Origin of the sequence: Paraburkholderia sp. BL17N1, assembly GCF_003634175.1 — a bacterium.
Lineage (GTDB): Bacteria > Pseudomonadota > Gammaproteobacteria > Burkholderiales > Burkholderiaceae > Paraburkholderia.
The window spans coordinates 3297313-3314150 of record NZ_RBIW01000002.1; the positions used below are offsets into that span (position 1 = coordinate 3297313).

15 protein-coding genes are annotated in these 16838 nt (G+C 62.6%); 2 read left to right on the plus strand and 13 right to left on the minus strand.

Annotated elements, in window-relative coordinates:
• Nucleotides 1–80: 80 nt before the first annotated feature.
• The 4 genes from B0G82_RS34710 to B0G82_RS34725 form a co-directional block, all read right to left on the minus strand.
• Nucleotides 81–965: a manganese catalase family protein gene (locus B0G82_RS34710; RefSeq protein WP_116144829.1), complete on the minus strand. Its 885-nt coding sequence runs from the start codon at nt 963–965 to the stop codon at nt 81–83.
• Nucleotides 966–1413: 448 nt separating this feature from the next.
• A complete protein-coding gene (locus B0G82_RS34715; RefSeq protein ID WP_121310530.1) occupies nt 1414–2787 on the minus strand; it encodes an alkaline phosphatase family protein in 1374 nt (457 codons plus the stop codon).
• A gap of 217 nt (nt 2788–3004) precedes the next feature.
• Nucleotides 3005–3964: a zinc-binding alcohol dehydrogenase family protein gene (locus B0G82_RS34720; protein ID WP_121310531.1), complete on the minus strand. Its 960-nt coding sequence runs from the start codon at nt 3962–3964 to the stop codon at nt 3005–3007.
• A 37-nt stretch (nt 3965–4001) separates the two neighbouring features.
• The gene (locus B0G82_RS34725; protein WP_121310532.1) at nt 4002–4253 is read right to left on the minus strand and encodes a hypothetical protein; all 252 of its coding nucleotides are present in this window, start codon (nt 4251–4253) and stop codon (nt 4002–4004) included.
• A gap of 98 nt (nt 4254–4351) precedes the next feature.
• On the opposite strand from B0G82_RS34725, the gene B0G82_RS34730 reads away from it, so the two are divergent.
• The gene (locus B0G82_RS34730) at nt 4352–5155 is read left to right on the plus strand and encodes a helix-turn-helix transcriptional regulator (RefSeq protein WP_121311042.1); all 804 of its coding nucleotides are present in this window, start codon (nt 4352–4354) and stop codon (nt 5153–5155) included.
• A gap of 54 nt (nt 5156–5209) precedes the next feature.
• On the opposite strand, the gene B0G82_RS34735 is transcribed toward B0G82_RS34730, so the two are convergent.
• Complete coding sequence (locus B0G82_RS34735) at nt 5210–5662, minus strand: hypothetical protein (RefSeq protein ID WP_147439609.1); 453 nt, start codon at nt 5660–5662, stop codon at nt 5210–5212.
• Nucleotides 5659–6060, minus strand: a complete 402-nt coding sequence (locus tag B0G82_RS34740; RefSeq protein WP_199730203.1) for a hypothetical protein — start codon at nt 6058–6060, stop codon at nt 5659–5661. The genes B0G82_RS34735 and B0G82_RS34740 overlap by 4 nt, the downstream gene beginning before the upstream one ends.
• A 443-nt stretch (nt 6061–6503) precedes the next feature.
• Here B0G82_RS34740 and B0G82_RS34745 point away from each other — a divergent pair, with 443 nt between their 5' ends.
• Nucleotides 6504–7229: a DeoR/GlpR family DNA-binding transcription regulator gene (locus tag B0G82_RS34745; RefSeq protein ID WP_106277967.1), complete on the plus strand. Its 726-nt coding sequence runs from the start codon at nt 6504–6506 to the stop codon at nt 7227–7229.
• Between the two features lie 65 nt (nt 7230–7294).
• Here the strand turns inward: B0G82_RS34745 and B0G82_RS34750 are convergent, their stop codons facing one another.
• The 7 genes from B0G82_RS34750 to deoC all read right to left on the minus strand — a co-directional run bounded on the left by B0G82_RS34750 (nt 7295) and on the right by deoC (nt 16772).
• Nucleotides 7295–8353: an ABC transporter permease gene (locus tag B0G82_RS34750; RefSeq protein WP_121310534.1), complete on the minus strand. Its 1059-nt coding sequence runs from the start codon at nt 8351–8353 to the stop codon at nt 7295–7297.
• Between the two features lie 15 nt (nt 8354–8368).
• Nucleotides 8369–9928, minus strand: a complete 1560-nt coding sequence (locus B0G82_RS34755) for a sugar ABC transporter ATP-binding protein (protein ID WP_121310535.1) — start codon at nt 9926–9928, stop codon at nt 8369–8371.
• Between the two features lie 77 nt (nt 9929–10005).
• Nucleotides 10006–11010: an autoinducer 2 ABC transporter substrate-binding protein gene (locus B0G82_RS34760; RefSeq protein WP_116144845.1), complete on the minus strand. Its 1005-nt coding sequence runs from the start codon at nt 11008–11010 to the stop codon at nt 10006–10008.
• A 95-nt stretch (nt 11011–11105) separates the two neighbouring features.
• A complete protein-coding gene (locus B0G82_RS34765; RefSeq protein WP_121310536.1) occupies nt 11106–12164 on the minus strand; it encodes an ABC transporter permease in 1059 nt (352 codons plus the stop codon).
• A gap of 39 nt (nt 12165–12203) precedes the next feature.
• Complete coding sequence (rbsK, locus tag B0G82_RS34770) at nt 12204–13172, minus strand: ribokinase (RefSeq protein ID WP_116144849.1); 969 nt, start codon at nt 13170–13172, stop codon at nt 12204–12206.
• 182 nt (nt 13173–13354) lie between these two features.
• On the minus strand, nt 13355–15745 hold the full coding sequence (locus tag B0G82_RS34775) for an aldehyde dehydrogenase family protein (protein WP_121310537.1): 2391 nt from the start codon (nt 15743–15745) through the stop codon (nt 13355–13357).
• Nucleotides 15746–15761: 16 nt separating this feature from the next.
• Entirely contained in the window at nt 15762–16772 is a 1011-nt protein-coding gene (gene deoC, locus B0G82_RS34780; RefSeq protein WP_121310538.1) for a deoxyribose-phosphate aldolase, read from the minus strand.
• Between the last annotated feature and the right edge of the window lie 66 nt (nt 16773–16838).

A 16838-nucleotide genomic window follows, 5' to 3' on the forward strand; every position in this document is an offset into this window, starting at 1 on the left:
TCGCGTTGCGAAAATAATCCCGCAGAGGCGCAGGCATCGTTGTGCCGATGCCCGCACCGTTGCCCGGCCTAAACCGGTGCTTAGCCGGCCGGAACAGCGCCGGTCTGGCCGGATCCGAGATCAGCGCCAGTCGTCGGGTCGGCAGTGACGTCGGACGCAGTGCGAGAAGCCATGCTTTGCAACACCGCGATGTCTTCTTCCGACACCTGCACGGTCGCGAGGCCGTCGCCCCCATCAACTGCCGGTTGCGGATCTTCAACGAACTCCCATTCCGGACCCTCGTTCCACGGCCCGCGAACGTCCTCGCCAGAGGACATGTTGTAGTAGACGTTCGTGAATTCCGGATTGCCGGGCACCTTGCCCTGTGGGAAATTGGGCTGAATGGAATGCAGCGCCTTTTCAAACGACTTCTGATGCGCGATTTCACGCGTCATCAGGAACCCGAGCGCCTCCTTGATACCCGGGTCGTCGGTGACATTGATCAGCCGTTCGTACACGATCTTTGCGCGCGCCTCCGCAGCGATGTTGGATCGCAGATCAGCGGTCGGCTCGCCGATCGTATCGATATAGGCCGCGGTCCATGGCACGCCGGCCGAATTTGTCAGCGCCGGGCCGCCGCCATACAGAAGCGCGGTGGTGTGCGAGTCGTTGCCGCCGCCGGTCAATGAGCGGTAAAGTTCCGCCTCCTGCTCCACACCCTCGGCGAGTTGGCCTTTCGCCCCCTTGTTAAGCATGGCGACTATTGAGCCGATCACCTCGAGGTGGCTCAACTCCTCCGTTGCGATGTCGAAGAGCATGTCACGCCGGCCCGGATCGTCCTCGGCGACGGCCTGCGTGAAGTACCGGCAGGCCGCGGCAAGTTCTCCCTGAGGTCCACCGAACTGTTCGAGCAGCAGGTTCGCGAGGCCGGGATTCGGCGTAGCAACCCGTACGGTGTATTGCAGTCGTTTATTGTGCACAAACATATCATTCTCCATTCAGACAGGTGTCCTCCATGGGATCGGCTGATCCGGGAAAGACAACCTTGGGTTTGCGAGGATGTAAGTGCAGGCAGGACGATCGCGGTGCGGATGCGGATGTCACTTGCGCTGTCTCAGAGCAAAGCTCTGGCGTGCGTTAAGGCGAGATGCCTTCTGCCGATGCGCATGCGCCGTGCCAGCGCTTGTCTCGCTGCCCGAACACCCTTTCCTGCGGACTTCTGGTCGGCGGTCTGGAAGCGTCTACAAGGCCCGGAGCGCCGCGATAGGAAAACATCACCGCATCGGGGATGCGTAGCGGTCGATGTACACGCATCTATTCACGGAAACACGCAATGAAAAAAATGCTCGCACGACTGGCAAGCGATGTCCCCGGGGGCGTGAAGAAATCTGCGGCGGCGGCCGCGTTCCAGGTTGGCGGAATTGCACCTCTCCCTCAATGCTTCCCATACACAGAGAGATACTCCGCCAGTCCCGTCCACTGCGGCGAACTCAGCAATTGCGGATGATCCCTTGCCACCTGCAGCGCGACATTATGAAAAGCCTGCGTCGTATCCGACACGCCCGCTTGCACAGGGCCGTTGAACGCGGCCGCCGTGGTCTGTATCGGTGCGCCCGGCAGCGCAGGCGGAGGTTGAACCGCGGGCTGACTATTCAGCGCGCTCGCCAGTGGATCGAGTTGCGCATTGCGAGTGCTGACCGCCGTGGAATACTGCTTCTGCGAGTCGAACTTCTGCGCAAGCATCTGTAGCACCGCAGTGTGGTCGAGTTTTCCCGAGAACACGCCCCCCGGCGTGACATACGGAGACACCAGAAAAGCCGGCACGCGCAGACCGGTGGTCTTGAAAGAATATCCCGCGATGTCGGCCGCAATGGCCAAGGGCGCCACATGATCGAAGAATCCGCCATGCTCGTCGTACGTCACGATCAACAGCGTCTCTTTCCATCTGGTCGGATTCGAAGTCAAGGTCCGGTAAATATCGGCAATGAACGCCTGGCCTCCCGCCATTCCCGTTGGACAATGATCGTCGTTAGCAGTGTGATGAGGACCGTCGGTATATTCCGGTTCGATGAAGATCACTTTCGGCAGAATGCTGTTGCCCTGCCAGTCGCGGGCAAACCTCGAATACCGCCGGAAGTTGCCGCCGGCATCGTTGAGCGGCAGGGTCAAGGACAGCAGGATTTCCGGTAGCCACTCCTTCATCAGGCTGAAGAACGGAAAGAAGCTCCCCGACTGATAGACACACCAGGGTATGCCGCGCTGACGGAGCCAATCGTAGGCAAGAGGCTGATCGGGCAGAAAGCTCATCCCTTGCACGTTGTCGCTGATCAGGCTGGTCCCCGCCATCGCCATCAGGCGATTCGCCTGAGTCCCCGAGGGCAACGGAGCAAACCAGTTGTCGCACACCGTGAAGTGCTTCGCGAGAAAGTCGAAGATAGGCACGGTGCGAGCGTCGTAATAACCCATCACGTGGGCCAGATTCGACGCTGCCGGCTTGCGGGTCGCATAGCTCTGTACGAATCCGCCGAGTTCCGGGCATCCGCCCGGCGCACACGGCGTGTTGATCTGCGTGGCGATCGGGGTGCGGTCGTGAGGCGGATCCGAAATGGCAGGGCCGGACGGATCTAATGCATGAATGGGATATTGCTTGCCGTTATAAACGTTGATGAAGTTCGCCTGCCACGCCGGATCCGCGGAAAGGCCGTTGACCTGGCTGCCGTTCAGGCTCAGATAGCCGAGGGCGTGATCGAAGGAACGGTTTTCCATCATGACGATCACGATGGTGTCAATCTGGTCCAGAGCAGTCATTGGAGCTCCTTGCACACCCGGCATTCACCGCAAACCGATTCAGTATCGGAAAAGGTAGACGAAAACCATGGCTTTCGCGTCTCAGGTAATTCCCTGAGGTCACGCCGGCACAAGCGGATATCTCGTTCGAAGTAGAGGTGAACAGCGTCGGCATTTTCACCGGCAAGATGGCGACGCCTTCGCAGTCGATCTTCAGAGTGGTCCAGGCATGACGACCTTATGGCGCGGGAATGAACACCGTGCGCGTCGCGCTGCTCCCGTTTTCCCAATGCGAGCTTAACGCCGCGAGCGGGATGGCTTGGGTTGCGACCCGCAATCCGGCGGGCACGGCGGCATTGAATACGGCGTTCATCGTGTCGAGCAGACGCGCGAAAGGAATACTGCCGATACCGCTGCCCATCAGCGTGATGGCCGCCGAACGGAGCACCGCGCCTGGCAACTGGATATCCGCGCCGCTCACCGAACCGATCTGAACGAAGCGCACCGGGTAGTCGGCCGGTGAGGCCTTTGCTGCCGCGATAAGCAGCGACTGCGCGCTGGCGCCCCAGAGATAATCGAGCACCACGTCCACGCCGTTGCGGAAGGTGTTTTCGAATGCGCGCATGAGACCGCTCTCGTCCTGCGCCAGGGAGATCGTGCTATCGGCACCGGCAAGCGCCAGCGATTCGAGCGCTGCAGCATTGCGGCCGGTTGCGATGACGCGCCCTGCTCCGAGATGCTTCGCGATCTGCACAGCCAGCCGCCCCGACGTCCCCGTTGCTCCGTTGATGAACACCGTCTCGCCAGCCACGAAGCGCGCCGGCTCGATGAGCGCCGCCCACGACGACATGCCAGGAATCGCGATCGCGGCCGCGGTGACATCGTCGAGCGCGTCGGGCAACGCGATGCAATGCGTGGCCGACACGAGACTGTGCTCGGCCATGGCGCCGAATGGCGCTTGCGGCTTGAAGAAGTAGACACGCCGTCCGTCTTCCAGGCGCCCGGTACCGTCGACGCCCGCAACGAACGGATAGCTCCCCGTCGACGAATAGTGCGAACCCTCTGCCCTCGCCCGCGTCACGTGACTCAGGGCGGACGCCGTCACGTCGACGACGCATTGGCCGGGCGCTGCAACGGGCACTTCGAAATCGGCATACACGGGCGCTTGGCCCGCTGCCTTTACGACTGCTGCTTTCATGGTGACTCCTTGTTGTGTGATTGCTGCGGGGCGTCGCTCAGTGCGCGTGGACCCAATCGTGCAACGCGACATCGCGAATGCTGAGCACGTCGAACAAGCCGAGCGCGCGCAGCGCGGGCAGTGCGTCGAGCATGTCGGCCTCGGCTTCGGCGCGTGCCTGTTCACTGGCTTGCGGATCGGTCCAGACCCGCGCGTTGGCGAGGAACGCGCCTACCGTGCCCTTGCGAATCGTCGCGCCGCGCAGTTCGATTCGATCGGCGGAATCGGGGAGAACCTGTTCGGCTCGCATGTCATTGCCCTCCAGTCATTGAAAGAATGGAAGCGAGTGTAGGCGTGCAAACGCGGCCGGTCTCCGGTATAAAGGCCATTCAATACGGTGTTCCAGCCATGCCGAAGCAATTAATCCGACCGGATCTCGTCACATCGCCCGAAGGGCCGTTCCTCGCCGCGGCGGAATTGACGCAGAGCGAGGCGCGCGCGACGTCGTCGCATAGTCACGCGCGCGGACAACTCATGGGCGCGCTGAGCGGGCTTGTATCGGTCGGGCTCGATAAGCGCCATTGGGTCGTGCCGGCCACTCACGCGATCTGGATTCCGCCGCATTGCGTCCACTCGGTTCGCTCGTATGGTCCGTTCTCAGGGTGGAGTGTTTTCATTACCGAGCACCGCTGCGCGCAGTTGCCGCGTGAGCCGCGCGCGATCAAAACCACGCCTTTGCTGCGCGAGGCGGTGAGGCGCGTCGCCACATGGCCGGGGGTGGAACTCGATCAGGGGCAGACGCGGATTGCCGAGGTGATCATCGACGAGTTGATAGCGTCGAAAGAGGAATCGCTCGATTTGCCGCGCCCGGAAGACCCGAGGCTGGTGCGGATCACGGACGCACTGGTTAGCGATCTGTCCGATAACCGGCGTCTGGAAGAATGGGCGACATGGGCCGGTCTCGCGCCGCGCACGCTGAGTCGCCGCTTCGTGAGCGAGACAGGCATGTCGTTCGCGCAATGGCGTCAACAGGCGCGCTTGCTGCGCGCGCTTGAACTTGTCGCGGATGGCGTACCCGTAACGACGATCGCGCTCGAATTGGGTTACGACAACGTCAGCGCGTTTATCGATATGTTCCGCAGAGCAATGGGAACGACGCCGGGCCGATATCTCGCGGCGGACGTGCAGGAGTCGAACGTCGCGCCTGCCTGATCGTCAAACGCGACTTGAGCGAGTTGAATATGCAGCACACTTTTGCAAGCCGCCTCAAGGCGTGCAGTTGGAGCCCAATTTCACCTTGCGCTTATCCATCTGCAAACGGTTGCCGCTGAGTTTGACCTTGCCGGAAAACGAATCGCTTTTCCACTGGATCTTGCAGGTCGACGCATCGATCGCGTAGACCACCTGCTCGCTGCCGGAATACGTGGAGACGAGAAACTGCTTGCCGTTCGTATAAAGCGGCCGCTCGACGATGCTGACGTTCGGGTCCACGGAGCACGGCGCGCCACCCGCACGGCTCAGCGTGAGCGGACCGAGCCAGGCCGTCGGAGTATCTGTGCCGTCGTTCTGCCCCAGATCGATGGACAGGTCGCCGACGCTGAGCTTGCCCGTGCCGGGATTCACCTCGTTGTAATGACACGATTGCGCGACGGCAACCGGAGCCGCCATTAACAGACCGGCAACGGCCATGACCGCTCGCGTGATAAGACTCTGCTTCATGGCTTGATAGCGTAATACTGGACGTTCGCGAGATCCGCATGCGACCAGGAAAAGTTAATGGCGGTGTTTTTCCGTCCGACGCCGCCATATCGGCCCCAATACGCGAGCGGATAAGGTTTCGATTGACCCGGCATGACAATCACCACATGGCCGTGATGCGTCGCCTTCAATCCGGCAACCACCAGATAGCCGAGGCCCGCATAAGCCACGGCCTTATCGGCATCCGAGCCGAGTTGAGTCCACGGGGCGCGGCCGATCGTGTCGATAATGCTGTTCGCATCACCCGTCAACGTGATATCGAGGTCTGCCGCGACGGCCTTCAGGAAGCCACTGCAATCGGCTTTCCATCGCGCCCAGTGGTTCTCGCACAGAGTTTTGATATTTTGTCCGCCAGCCATTATCGTGATCCGTTTTCCACGCGACGTTGTCAGTTTTTCTCCGGCCGCAAAAAAGCCGCGACGTAAGCGTTCGGATTATAACGAGGCTTACAGAAATGTAAGTGAATGAATGGCGTAATGCGGTGCGGATTAAAGACGATGCATTCATTCTGAATACAATCGCGTTCCGCGCAATCGCTGCTCACCAATAAAGCCCTGCTTCATCTAGCCAATAAGCGCTATGAAATTCTATGGCCGCGTGAGTGGACTTCGAGAAGAACGCGATCCGCCATTTGACCTCAGCATTTCTTCCGCACCGGACAGTACGAAAACGCGCCAGCACATGCCGCCGGCCGTCCCAAACAACCGATATCCCGCTCGCCGTGCGCACCGCCTCTTGTTATAATTCTTTCACCAAATCGAACAAAACATAACGCCTTTCCTCACTGCGCGACAGGAGCTCCATGCTGAAACCCGACCGCCTCCGCGCCCTTGCCGAAGCACTGGGCAGGCAAAACGTGATGCGCCTGCGCGACGCCGCCGGCCTGCTGGGCGTTTCGGAAATGACTGTCCGGCGCGACATCGCCGGCAGTCCCGAGCGATTCACGTATCTCGGCGGCTACATCGTCAGCGCGACCGACGTCCCCAATAACGCCGGCTATTCACTCGAAGAAGAGAAAGACCACTTCGCGCAGGCCAAGGCCGAGGCGTCGGCAATCGCGGCGGGACTCATCGGCAACAACGAGACGCTGTTCATCGACTGCGGCACAACGCTCACCACGCTGGCCAGGCTGATCCCGGTCGAGCGGCATGTCACGGTGGTGTGCTATTCGCTGAACGTCGCGGAGATTCTGCGGCGCAAACCCAATGTGCGGATGATTCTGCTGGGCGGCGTCTATGTCCCTTCGTCCGATTCGTTCGCGGGCGAGGAAAGTCTGGAGATGTTGCGCCGCATGGGCATCAACAAGGCGTTCATTTCAGCCGGCGGCGTGGACGCGGCGCGCGGCGTGACATGCTGGAATTTTCATGAGGTCGCGCTGAAACAGGCCGCCATGGCGAGCGCGGTCGAGCGGCATCTGGTGGTGGACCAGAGCAAGTTCGGCGTGGTGAAAGCCGTGCGTTTCTCGCAAGTGGACGACTTCGATTCCATCATCACCGAGAAAGGCCAGGAGCACCGCAAGCGCCGTTAGGCGCGCTTCCTCACCTCTGCATTTTGCGGCCTCAGCGAGCAACGCGGAGGCCGCAGCTTCAATCTTCAGTTCTTGCGCTGTAAGGCGAACAGCGTTCCGGCGATCAGAATGAACGCGCCGATAATCACCTTCTGCCAGGTGCTCGGCACGCCCACCAGAATCAGCACGCTATTGATCAGCGTGACCAGCACCACGCCGAGCAACGTGCCGGCCACCGTCCCCGTGCCGCCCGTAATGCGCGCGCCGCCCAGAATCACAGCGGCGATCACGTCGAGTTCAGTGCCCACCAGATCAAACGGATTGGCGAGCCGGTTGTTCGACACGTGCAGAATGCCCGCTATACCGGCCAGCATGCCGGTATAGCCGAACACGAACAGATGGATCGCGCGCAGGCTGTAGCCGAGCCGCTCGGCAATCGCGAGACTGCCGCCCATCGCATAGACGCCGCGTCCCATCATGGTGCGATTCAGCAGCCACCACGTGACCACCGCGGCCGCCACCAACGCGACGACCGATACTGGCAGCACGGCCCGCAGGCCGTCAGCGGTGTGATAGAAAAACAGCGGGATGCGGCCGAAATGATCCATGCTGTGCGGAATGTTCATGAAGAACGTCGTGCCGATGAACGTCAGCAGCAGCCCGCGATACAGATACTGCGTGCCGATCGTGACGATCAGCGAAGGCGCCTTCAGCCGATGCACCAGCAACCCGTTCACAATGCCGAGCACGACGCCGCCGAGCGCGCCAGTGATCAGGATCAGCGCGAACGGTGCATCCGGCCACCAGGCGAAGACGGCCTTGGTGATGCCGTACATGGTCAGCGCGGCAATCGCAGTGAACGACACGTCGATCCCGCCGGAGGCCAGCACCACGAGCGTGCCCAGAGCGAACAGCGACATCGTGGTCGCGGAATGCAACAGGTCGAACAGCGTCGCCAACTGGAAGAAGCGCGGATTGATCGCGCCGACAATCAGGCACGTCACCACGATCAATGCCAGGGTGAACCATTCGGGATTACGCGCGAGCTTGGCCCGCAAGCTCGGCGGCTTGACCTCGGGGGCGACTTCGACGACGGTCGGGGTGGTCATGGTCTGGTTCAGGCGCGAATCGATGCGCGAGTTCATAAATGGGAACGTCCTTTATGCGGCTTCCGAAAGCAGGGCGTGATACAGATCGGCTTCGCTCAACGTGTCGGCCTGATATTCGCTGGCCACGCGGCCTTTTTTCATCATCAGGATGCGGTCGCAGTTCTGCAGCAGTTCTGGCAAATCGTCGCTGATCAGAATGATGCCGATGCCGCGTTGCGACAGGCGCTGCATGATGCGGTAAATGATGTCCTTCGAGCCGACGTCGACGCCGACCGTCGGCCCATGCAGAATCAACACGCGTGGGTCGATGGCGAGCCAGCGGCCGATCAGCACGCGCTGCTGGTTGCCGCCCGACAGCGATTGCACCGGCTTGTCGACACCCGGCGTGGCGATCTGCAAATCCTTCACCGTCTGCTCCGCGAGCGCCTGCGCGCGGACGCGGTCGATCTGGCCGAAGCGGTCGCGCAGGCTGGAGATCATTGCGGTGATCACGTTGTCGCGAATCGGCTTGTCGAGAAAGAGCCCTTCGTTCAGGCGATCTTCCGGCACATAGCCGATGCGATGATTCTTCGCGTCCGAGGGCGTGCGCAGTGAAACCGTCTTGCCGTCGAGCGTCACTTGCCCGGATTGCGCCGGCGCGACACCCGCGAGCGCACGTGCGAGTTCGTTGCGGCCCGAGTCGAGCAAACCGGTAATGCCGAGAATCTCGCCACCGTGCAGCGCAAACGACACGTCGCTGAACTGGCCGGCGCGCGTATAGCCTCGCACCTCAAGCACGACGTTGGGCTCGTGTGCACCTTCGCGATAGCGCTCATTCGACAGATGCCGCCCTGTCATCAATTCGCTGATCTGCGCCTTGGTGAATTGCGCGATCGGCCCTTGCGCCATTTTCTGCCCATCGCGCAGCACGATCACTTCGCCGCCGATCGCATAGCATTCGTCGAGCTTGTGGCTCACGAACAGCACGGTGACGCCCTGCGCGCGCAGATTGGCGAGCACGGCAATCAGATTGTCGACTTCCTTTTGCGTGAGCGACGTGGTGGGTTCGTCCATGATGACGAACTTCGCCTCGCTGGCGATCGCGCGGGCAATCGCCACCAGTTGCCGCGTGGCGAGCGGCAATTGCTCGATCAGCGTGGCCTGAAACTCCGCGTTGCCGGGCAGGCCGACTGCTTGGAGCGCGCGCGCGGCTGTGCGGGCCAGTTCGCGCCGGTCGAAGGTGCGGACCAGCTTGCCTTGATGGGTGGCGAGTTCCGACGTGAGCGCGACGTTTTCGGCCACGTTCATGTTGGGCAGCAGCGAGAGGTCCTGATACACGGTCTCGATGCCGGCGGCGAGCGATTCGAGCGCGGAGAGCCGCGCATGCCGCACGCCTTCGATCACGAGTTCGCCTTCGTCGGGCGGCTGCGCGCCGGAAATGATCTTGATGAGCGTGCTCTTGCCGCAACCGTTTTCGCCGAGCAGGTGATAAATCTGCCCGCGTTCAAACGACAGGCTGACGCCGCGCAACGCATGCACGCCGGTGAAGCGCTTGTGCACGCCGACAACCTGCAAAAACGGCTGCGACGCGTCGGACTGCGGTGACTTAGGTGAGGTTGCGTCTTGATTCATTGTAGCGGGTCACAGGTTGAGGCGTCCCCTTGCGAGGACGCCATGACACATGAAACAAAAACCGGAAGCCGCAAAGTTCAGAACGGATACTGCTTGTAGTTCGACTTGTCGACGTTCACCCAGCCCTGCCCGCGCACGATGATGCCCTTGCCCGGACCTTTAGCGACCGTCACCTTCGTGTAGCCCGGAATGCCGAGGTCGGCTCCGTTTTCAACCGTCTTGCCGTCCACCAGCATTTTCGCGACCTTGTTCATCGCGATGCCCGCGAGCTTCGGATCCCAGAACGCGATGCCGTTGATAGCGCCGCTTTCGAGGAACTTGCCGGCTTCCGTCGGCAGACCCGTGCCGTAGACGCAGATCTTGCCCTGCATGCCGGCCTCTTCCACCGCGCGGCCAATGCCGATCACGTCGAGCGAAGACGAGCCTTGGAAGCCCTTCAGGTCCGGATGCTTGCGCAATACTTCCTTCGCGACTTCATAGGCGCGCTCGCCGTCGTTGTTGGTTTCGAGCTTCGGCTCGACCAGGTTCATCTTCGGATACTTGGCCTTGGCGTTGCCGATACCGCCGTCCGCCCATTGCACCTGGGAACGGCTGCCGAGCGAGCCGACCAGCACGGCCCACTTGCCGTCGTCGTGCATGCACGAGGCGAGCCGCTCGTTGAGGCCCGCGCCGTAAGCGGTGTTGTCGAACGCCTCGATATCGACCATCGTGTTCTTGGCGTTGTCCGCTTCATGCGTGACCACCTTGATGCCGCGATCCATCGCCTTCTTCAGCGCGGGTTCGAGCGTCGGCGGATCGTAGGGCACCACGGCAATGGCCGTCACCTTCTTGGCGATCAGATCTTCGATGATCTTCAGTTGCTGCGCCGCGTCCGCACGGCCGGGGCCGGTCTGATACGCGTTGATGTTGGGGTTGTCCTTGGCGAACTGCTTGACGCCGTCGTCCATGCGGTTGAACCAGTTGATGCCGGTCACCTTGACGACCGTGACGATCGTTTCGTTCGTGGCAGCCTGCGCCGCGGCGATCACGCCTACCGTCAGCGCCCCTGCCGCAAGCGCCGCACCCAGTCGAGTCAATTTCATGCGATGTCTCCTTTATCGTTCGATGTCGCCCACTTCACCGTCACGGACAGCCTGGGCTCGTTGTCCGCCGCGTACTGAAACTTCATGCAACGCCGCTAACTTTTTGGCGTTGAACTCGTTGAACTCACCGCATTCGAAGCGCCCGTCCCGCCGCCGAAGCCGAAGATCGCGCGCACCCGTTCGCCACCCGCAAACGCCAGCGACAGCAGCAATAGAAAACCCCACGCGCAGTCGCCGAAAAACTGCGACACGCCCATCAGATTGAACAGGCTGGAGAGAAACTGCAGCACCGTCGCGGCGAAGAACACGCAGATGATGCGGCCATGACCGCCGGCAGGATTCACCCCGCCCATCACCGCGATCAGGATCGCGATCAGCAGATAGGAGTTGCCGTAGTCCCATTTCGCGCTGGACGTATGCGTCGCGCTGATCAGGCCAGCCAGCGACGCGAGCACGCCGCACATCGCATACGTCGTGATCAGCATGCGAGCGCGCGGAATGCCGGCATAGAAGGCCGCTTTCGGATTGGTGCCCATCAGATAGAGACGCAAGCCGAATGGACTGCGCTTGAGCAGCCACCCCAGCACGATCACCGCCGCGATAAAGATGCAGAATGCGATCGGCACCTGAAACACCGTACCGTTGCCGATATTCGACAACGGGTCCACGTAATCGACATGCACCGAGGCGCCATTGCTGAGCACCACCGCAAAACCGGTGAACAGCAGCTGTGTGCCGAGCGTGCAGAGAATCGGCGTGAGTCTGAGGCGCGCGATCACCACGCCGTTCAACAGTCCACCCAGCAATCCCATCGCCACCACGATCACGCAGAACAGCGACGTGTACAGCGCGGGTGAATCGTCGCCATTGACGAAGCGCGGCACGATCAGCGCGGCCACCATGCCGGACAGGTTGGCGAGCCCGACACCGGACAGATCGATACCGCCGTTGCCCGACACCATTGAGAGCATGATGCCGAGCGCGAGCAGGCCGAGTTCGGGCAACTGGCCGCCCATCGACTGCAGATTGTCGATGTCGACGAATTGGCCGCGCGAGAGCCATGTCGCGACCAGCACGACGAGCACGTTGACGATCAGCAGGAAATTCAGTTGCCGGTCGCCGAACAGTTTTCCAGCGGTGAACGCAGACTTCATGGTAACGACACGCTCCTTCGGGCTTCGCAAACGGTCAGTTCAGGATGGCTGGGATACGCCGGCCGGCTGGTTCAGCACTTGATTCACTTCGGCGAGCGTCGGCATGGAAGGCGCCGTGCCTGGACGCGTCACGGAAATACCGGCGAGTGCGCAACCGAAACGCAATGCGGTGATCGCGTCGTCGCCACGTGCGAGCGCTGCCGCGAAGCCGCCCGTGAAGCCGTCGCCGGCGCCAGCGGTCTCCACCACGCGGCCGCAGCGATACGCGGGCACGAGGTGCGATTGAGTCGCCGAGTGCAACAGCGCTCCGCCCTCGCCCAGCGTGATGATCGCCGTGCCGACGCCTTTGGCGAGCAAAACGTCGGCGGCGCGGCGGGCGTCGTCGGCGTTGGCGATCGGCACGCCGGTCAATGCGGTCGCTTCGGTCTCATTCGGGGTGATGTAGTCGCACAGCGGGAAGATGGCGTCGTCGAGCGGCATGGCGGGCGCCGGATTGAACACGGTGATCACGCCGTGCTTGCGCGCCACTTCGAGCCCGCGCCGCGCGGCTTCGAGCGGCTGTTCGAGTTGCGTGACGAACACGCGGGCCGACGCGATGTCGGCTTCGATTGCATCGACGTCGGCGGCCTCCATCGTGCCGGCCGCGCCGGATGCGACGATGATCGCGTTCATGCCGGTGTTGTCGTCGACGAAAATATGCGCCGCGCCCGTCGAGACGCCGTCGATCACCGACGCGCGCGCCGTGATGCCCTCAGCGGCCCAGGTGGCGCGTGCGATGGAGCCGAACGCGTCGTTGCCGATGCGGGTGCAGAACACCACGTCCGCGCCGACCCGCGCGGCCGCGACCGCCTGATTCGAGCCCTTGCCGCCCGGCCCCATGGCGAACGCCGTGCCCGCGATCGTTTCGCCGATCTGCGGCATACGTCCGGCGCGAAACGTCAGATCGGTCACATAGATGCCGAGAATGACGACGCGCCCCTTTCCGGTTGCTTGCGAAGGCGTGTTCATGCGGGCGCCCCTTGCGGCAATCCAGCCTGATTCAAGCGGCTTCGGGTCGATGCTTCACATGCGCACAACACCAATGTATGCAGCAACAAATCCAGATTCTTCAGCACGTTGTCTCCTCCATTTTCTGGTTGGCGTGCGTGTCTTTACTTCAAGACGTTCGGTACGTTTGGCGGATCAGCCGGTCAATCTCCGTACGGTATCCAGATGTTCTTCACCTGCACCGCCTGGCGCAGGAACGGCCGGCCTTCGCTCGCACGGTCGAACCAGTCGAACTGGCGGCCGTAATCGACAAACGTTCGCTTCAGGTTGCCGACCGATTCGCGCTCGACCAGCGTCGAATCCGCCGCGCTGCCGAAACACCAGAGCGCGTCGACGTCGTCGTGTTTCACGAGCGCGGGCAGCAACGCGCCGCGTTCACCGGTGACGATGTTCAGCACGCCGCCGGGCACGTCGGACGTCTCGGCCACCTGATAGAAGTCGGTAACCGTGAGCGGCGACGCCTCGCTCGGCAGCACCACCACGCGATTGCCCATCGCCAGCGCGGGCGCCGCCAGCGAAACGAAGCCGAGCAGCGGCGCTTCGTCCGGACAGGCAATGCCGATCACGCCGAGCGGCTCATGCATGGCCAGCGCGACGCCGCGCAACGGCGGCGTATGCACGGCGCCATCGAACTTGTCGGCCCACGCCGCGTACGTGAAAAGGCGCTGCACGGAGGCATCCACTTCGGCACGCGCCGCGGCCTCCGTCGCACCGTTTCGCACGACGAGCTGGCGCACGAATTCGTCAGCGCGCACGGCGAGATTTTCCGCCAGATAGAACAGCACTTGCGCGCGGTTATGCGTGCTCGCCTGCGACCATTTCTGCGCCGCGCGCGCCGCTTCGACCGCGTTGCGGATGTCCTTGCGATTGCCCGCGGCCACTTCGCCGACGGGCGTGCCGTCCGGCGCATGCACCGGCAGCGAATAGCCGCTGTCAGGACGCGCCTGCTTGCCGCCGATAAACAGCTTCGCGGTGCGATCGATCGACGTGACGTTCGACAACGGGTCGAGCGTCTCCGCGTTGCGCGCAAGGGCCGGCGCCAAACGGCGCTCCGCAAGCTTGAGCCACGCCCGCGGTTTCAGATATTCGTAGATGCCCTCACGCCCGCCTTCGCGGCCGTAGCCCGATTCGCGATAGCCGCCGAAGCCAACCGCCGCGTCGAACAGATTCGTCGCGTTGATCCAGACGACGCCGCTGGCGAGGCGCGGTGCAACGTCGAGCGCGCGGCCGATGGTTTCGCTCCACACGCTCGCGGCGAGTCCATAACGCGAGTTGTTGGCGAGCGCGATCGCTTCGTCGGGTGTGCGGAAGCTCATCGTCACCAGCACTGGGCCGAAGATTTCTTCCTGTGCCAACGTGGACGCTGGTGCTACGCCGGTGACGAGCGTCGGCGGGAAAAAGCAGCCGCCGGAAGGCATAGTCGTATCAGGCGACTGCCAGACCGAGCAACCTTCACGCCGGCCGGTTTCCACCAGCGACTGGATACGTTCGAGTTGCACCGGATCGACAATCGCGCCGAGGTCGATGCTTTTATCGAGCGACGTGCCCACGCGCAGCGTCTCCATGCGCCGTTTCAGCTTGGCGATGAAACGCGCTTCGACGCCTTCCTGCACGAGCAGCCGCGAGCCCGCGCAGCAGACCTGCCCCTGGTTGAACCAGATTGCGTCGACGACGCCTTCGACCGCGCCGTCCAGATCAGCGTCGTCGAACACGATGAAGGGCGATTTGCCGCCGAGTTCGAGTGTGAGCGACTTGCCGGAACCGGCCGTGGCCGATCGGATCAGCCGGCCCACTTCCGTCGAACCGGTAAAGGCGATCTTGTCGACTTGCGGATGCTCGACCAATGCCGCGCCAGTGCGTCCATCGCCCGTGACGACGTTCAGCACGCCGGCCGGCAAGCCGGCGCGATGCGCGAGTTCCGCGAACAGCAACGCGGTGAGCGGCGTGTATTCAGCCGGCTTCAACACCACGCAATTGCCCATGGCAATGGCCGGCGCGATCTTCCACGCGAGCATCAACAGCGGGAAATTCCACGGCACGATCTGACCGACCACCCCGAGCGGCGCATAATCCGCGAACTCGCTCTCCTGCAACTGCGCCCACCCCGCGTGATGCAGAAAGTGACGCGCGACGAGCGGCACGTCGATATCGCGCGTTTCGCGGATCGGCTTGCCGTTGTCGAGCGCTTCGAGCACCGCGAACAACCGGCTATGACGCTGCACCATGCGGGCCAGCGCGTACAGATGCCGCGCCCGTCCGGCGCCGCCCAACGCGAGCCAGCCCGGCTGCGCGGCGCGCGCGGCAGCTATGGCGGCGTCGATGTCGGCCGCGTCGCCTTGAGCGACCTGGGCGAGTTGCTCGCCGGTCGCGGGCGCGTTCGACGCGAAGCGCTCACCCGCCGCCGGCGCATGCCACGCGCCGCCGATGAAATGCCCGAAGCCATCTTCATGCTGCGCCAGCCAGGCGCGCGCGGGTTGATCGTCCTCGGGTGCGGGACCGTACTCCATCGATGAAAAATACTCGGCTACGCTCATGGGATCGGTCTTCTGTTCAGGCTACGGGGTGACGGTTGAAAGCGGAGTAACGGCCGCTCACGTAATGTTCGAGCTGGCGTTCGATATCGGCCAGCAGGCTCGACGCGCCGATCCGGAACAGCTCCGGTTCGAGCCACGCACGGCCGAGTTCTTCTTTCATCAGTATCTGATACGACAGCACCGACTTCGCAGTCGATACGCCGCCCGCCGGTTTGAAGCCGATCAGCACGCCAGTGCGTTCCTGGTATTCGCGGATCATGCGCACCATCACGAGCGAGACATCCAGCGTCGCGTTGACGCCTTCCTTGCCGGTGGATGTCTTGATGAAGTCGGCGCCGGCCATCATGCAGACCATCGACGCGCGCGCCACGTTCGAGAGCGTGCGAATGTCGCCGGTGGCAAGAATGGTTTTCAGATGCGCCGGGCCGCAGGCCGCGCGGAAGTCGCGCACTTCGTCGTAGAGCGCCTGCCAGTTGCCGGTGAGCACATATTCACGCGTGACGACGATGTCGATTTCCTGCGCCCCGTCCGCGACCGAGGCTTCGATCTCTTTCAGCTTCAGCGGATGCGGAATCAAGCCCGCAGGAAAACCCGTAGAGACCGCGGCAACCGGAATGCCGCTGCCGTGCAGCGCATCGACCGCCGCCGCGACGAAGCGGTGATACACGCACACCGCGCCCGTCGTGATGCCTTGCGGCGCGAAGCCGAGCGCTTCGAGCAGATCGGCGCGCACCGGTTGTCGCGCCTTCGCGCAGAGCCGCCGCACGCGGCCTTCGGTGTCGTCGCCGTTGAGCGTGGTGAGGTCGATGCAGGTGACGGCTTTGAGCAACCAGGCCGCCTGCGCGTCTTTCTTGACGCTGCGGCGCGTGCCGAGCGTGGCGGTGCGCCGTTCAACCGCCGACTGATTGACGCGCAAGCCGTCGAGCCAGGAGGCGTCGAACGGCATGCCGGGATTGCGCTCGGGATGAACGATCGGTGTGCCGCGCAGCGCGACGACCGATGAAGACTGCAATGGGGCTTCTGGCATAAGACATCCGAAAATATGATGCGACGCACAACAGCCGCCGACAATTTGTTCGCACTTATGCTACAA

Coding starts and splice junctions, on each gene's coding strand:
- B0G82_RS34745 (WP_106277967.1), top strand. CDS start 6,504: ATGCTGAAACCCGACCGCCTCCGCGCCCTTGCCGAAGCACTGGGCAGG.
- deoC (WP_121310538.1), bottom strand. CDS start 16,772: ATGCCAGAAGCCCCATTGCAGTCTTCATCGGTCGTCGCGCTGCGCGGC.
- B0G82_RS34725 (WP_121310532.1), bottom strand. CDS start 4,253: ATGCGAGCCGAACAGGTTCTCCCCGATTCCGCCGATCGAATCGAACTG.
- B0G82_RS34760 (WP_116144845.1), bottom strand. CDS start 11,010: ATGAAATTGACTCGACTGGGTGCGGCGCTTGCGGCAGGGGCGCTGACG.
- B0G82_RS34775 (WP_121310537.1), bottom strand. CDS start 15,745: ATGAGCGTAGCCGAGTATTTTTCATCGATGGAGTACGGTCCCGCACCC.
- B0G82_RS34715 (WP_121310530.1), bottom strand. CDS start 2,787: ATGACTGCTCTGGACCAGATTGACACCATCGTGATCGTCATGATGGAA.
- B0G82_RS34735 (WP_147439609.1), bottom strand. CDS start 5,662: ATGAAGCAGAGTCTTATCACGCGAGCGGTCATGGCCGTTGCCGGTCTG.
- B0G82_RS34720 (WP_121310531.1), bottom strand. CDS start 3,964: ATGAAAGCAGCAGTCGTAAAGGCAGCGGGCCAAGCGCCCGTGTATGCC.
- B0G82_RS34755 (WP_121310535.1), bottom strand. CDS start 9,928: ATGAATCAAGACGCAACCTCACCTAAGTCACCGCAGTCCGACGCGTCG.
- rbsK (WP_116144849.1), bottom strand. CDS start 13,172: ATGAACACGCCTTCGCAAGCAACCGGAAAGGGGCGCGTCGTCATTCTC.
- B0G82_RS34730 (WP_121311042.1), top strand. CDS start 4,352: ATGCCGAAGCAATTAATCCGACCGGATCTCGTCACATCGCCCGAAGGG.
- B0G82_RS34740 (WP_199730203.1), bottom strand. CDS start 6,060: ATGGCTGGCGGACAAAATATCAAAACTCTGTGCGAGAACCACTGGGCG.
- B0G82_RS34750 (WP_121310534.1), bottom strand. CDS start 8,353: ATGAACTCGCGCATCGATTCGCGCCTGAACCAGACCATGACCACCCCG.
- B0G82_RS34765 (WP_121310536.1), bottom strand. CDS start 12,164: ATGAAGTCTGCGTTCACCGCTGGAAAACTGTTCGGCGACCGGCAACTG.
- B0G82_RS34710 (WP_116144829.1), bottom strand. CDS start 965: ATGTTTGTGCACAATAAACGACTGCAATACACCGTACGGGTTGCTACG.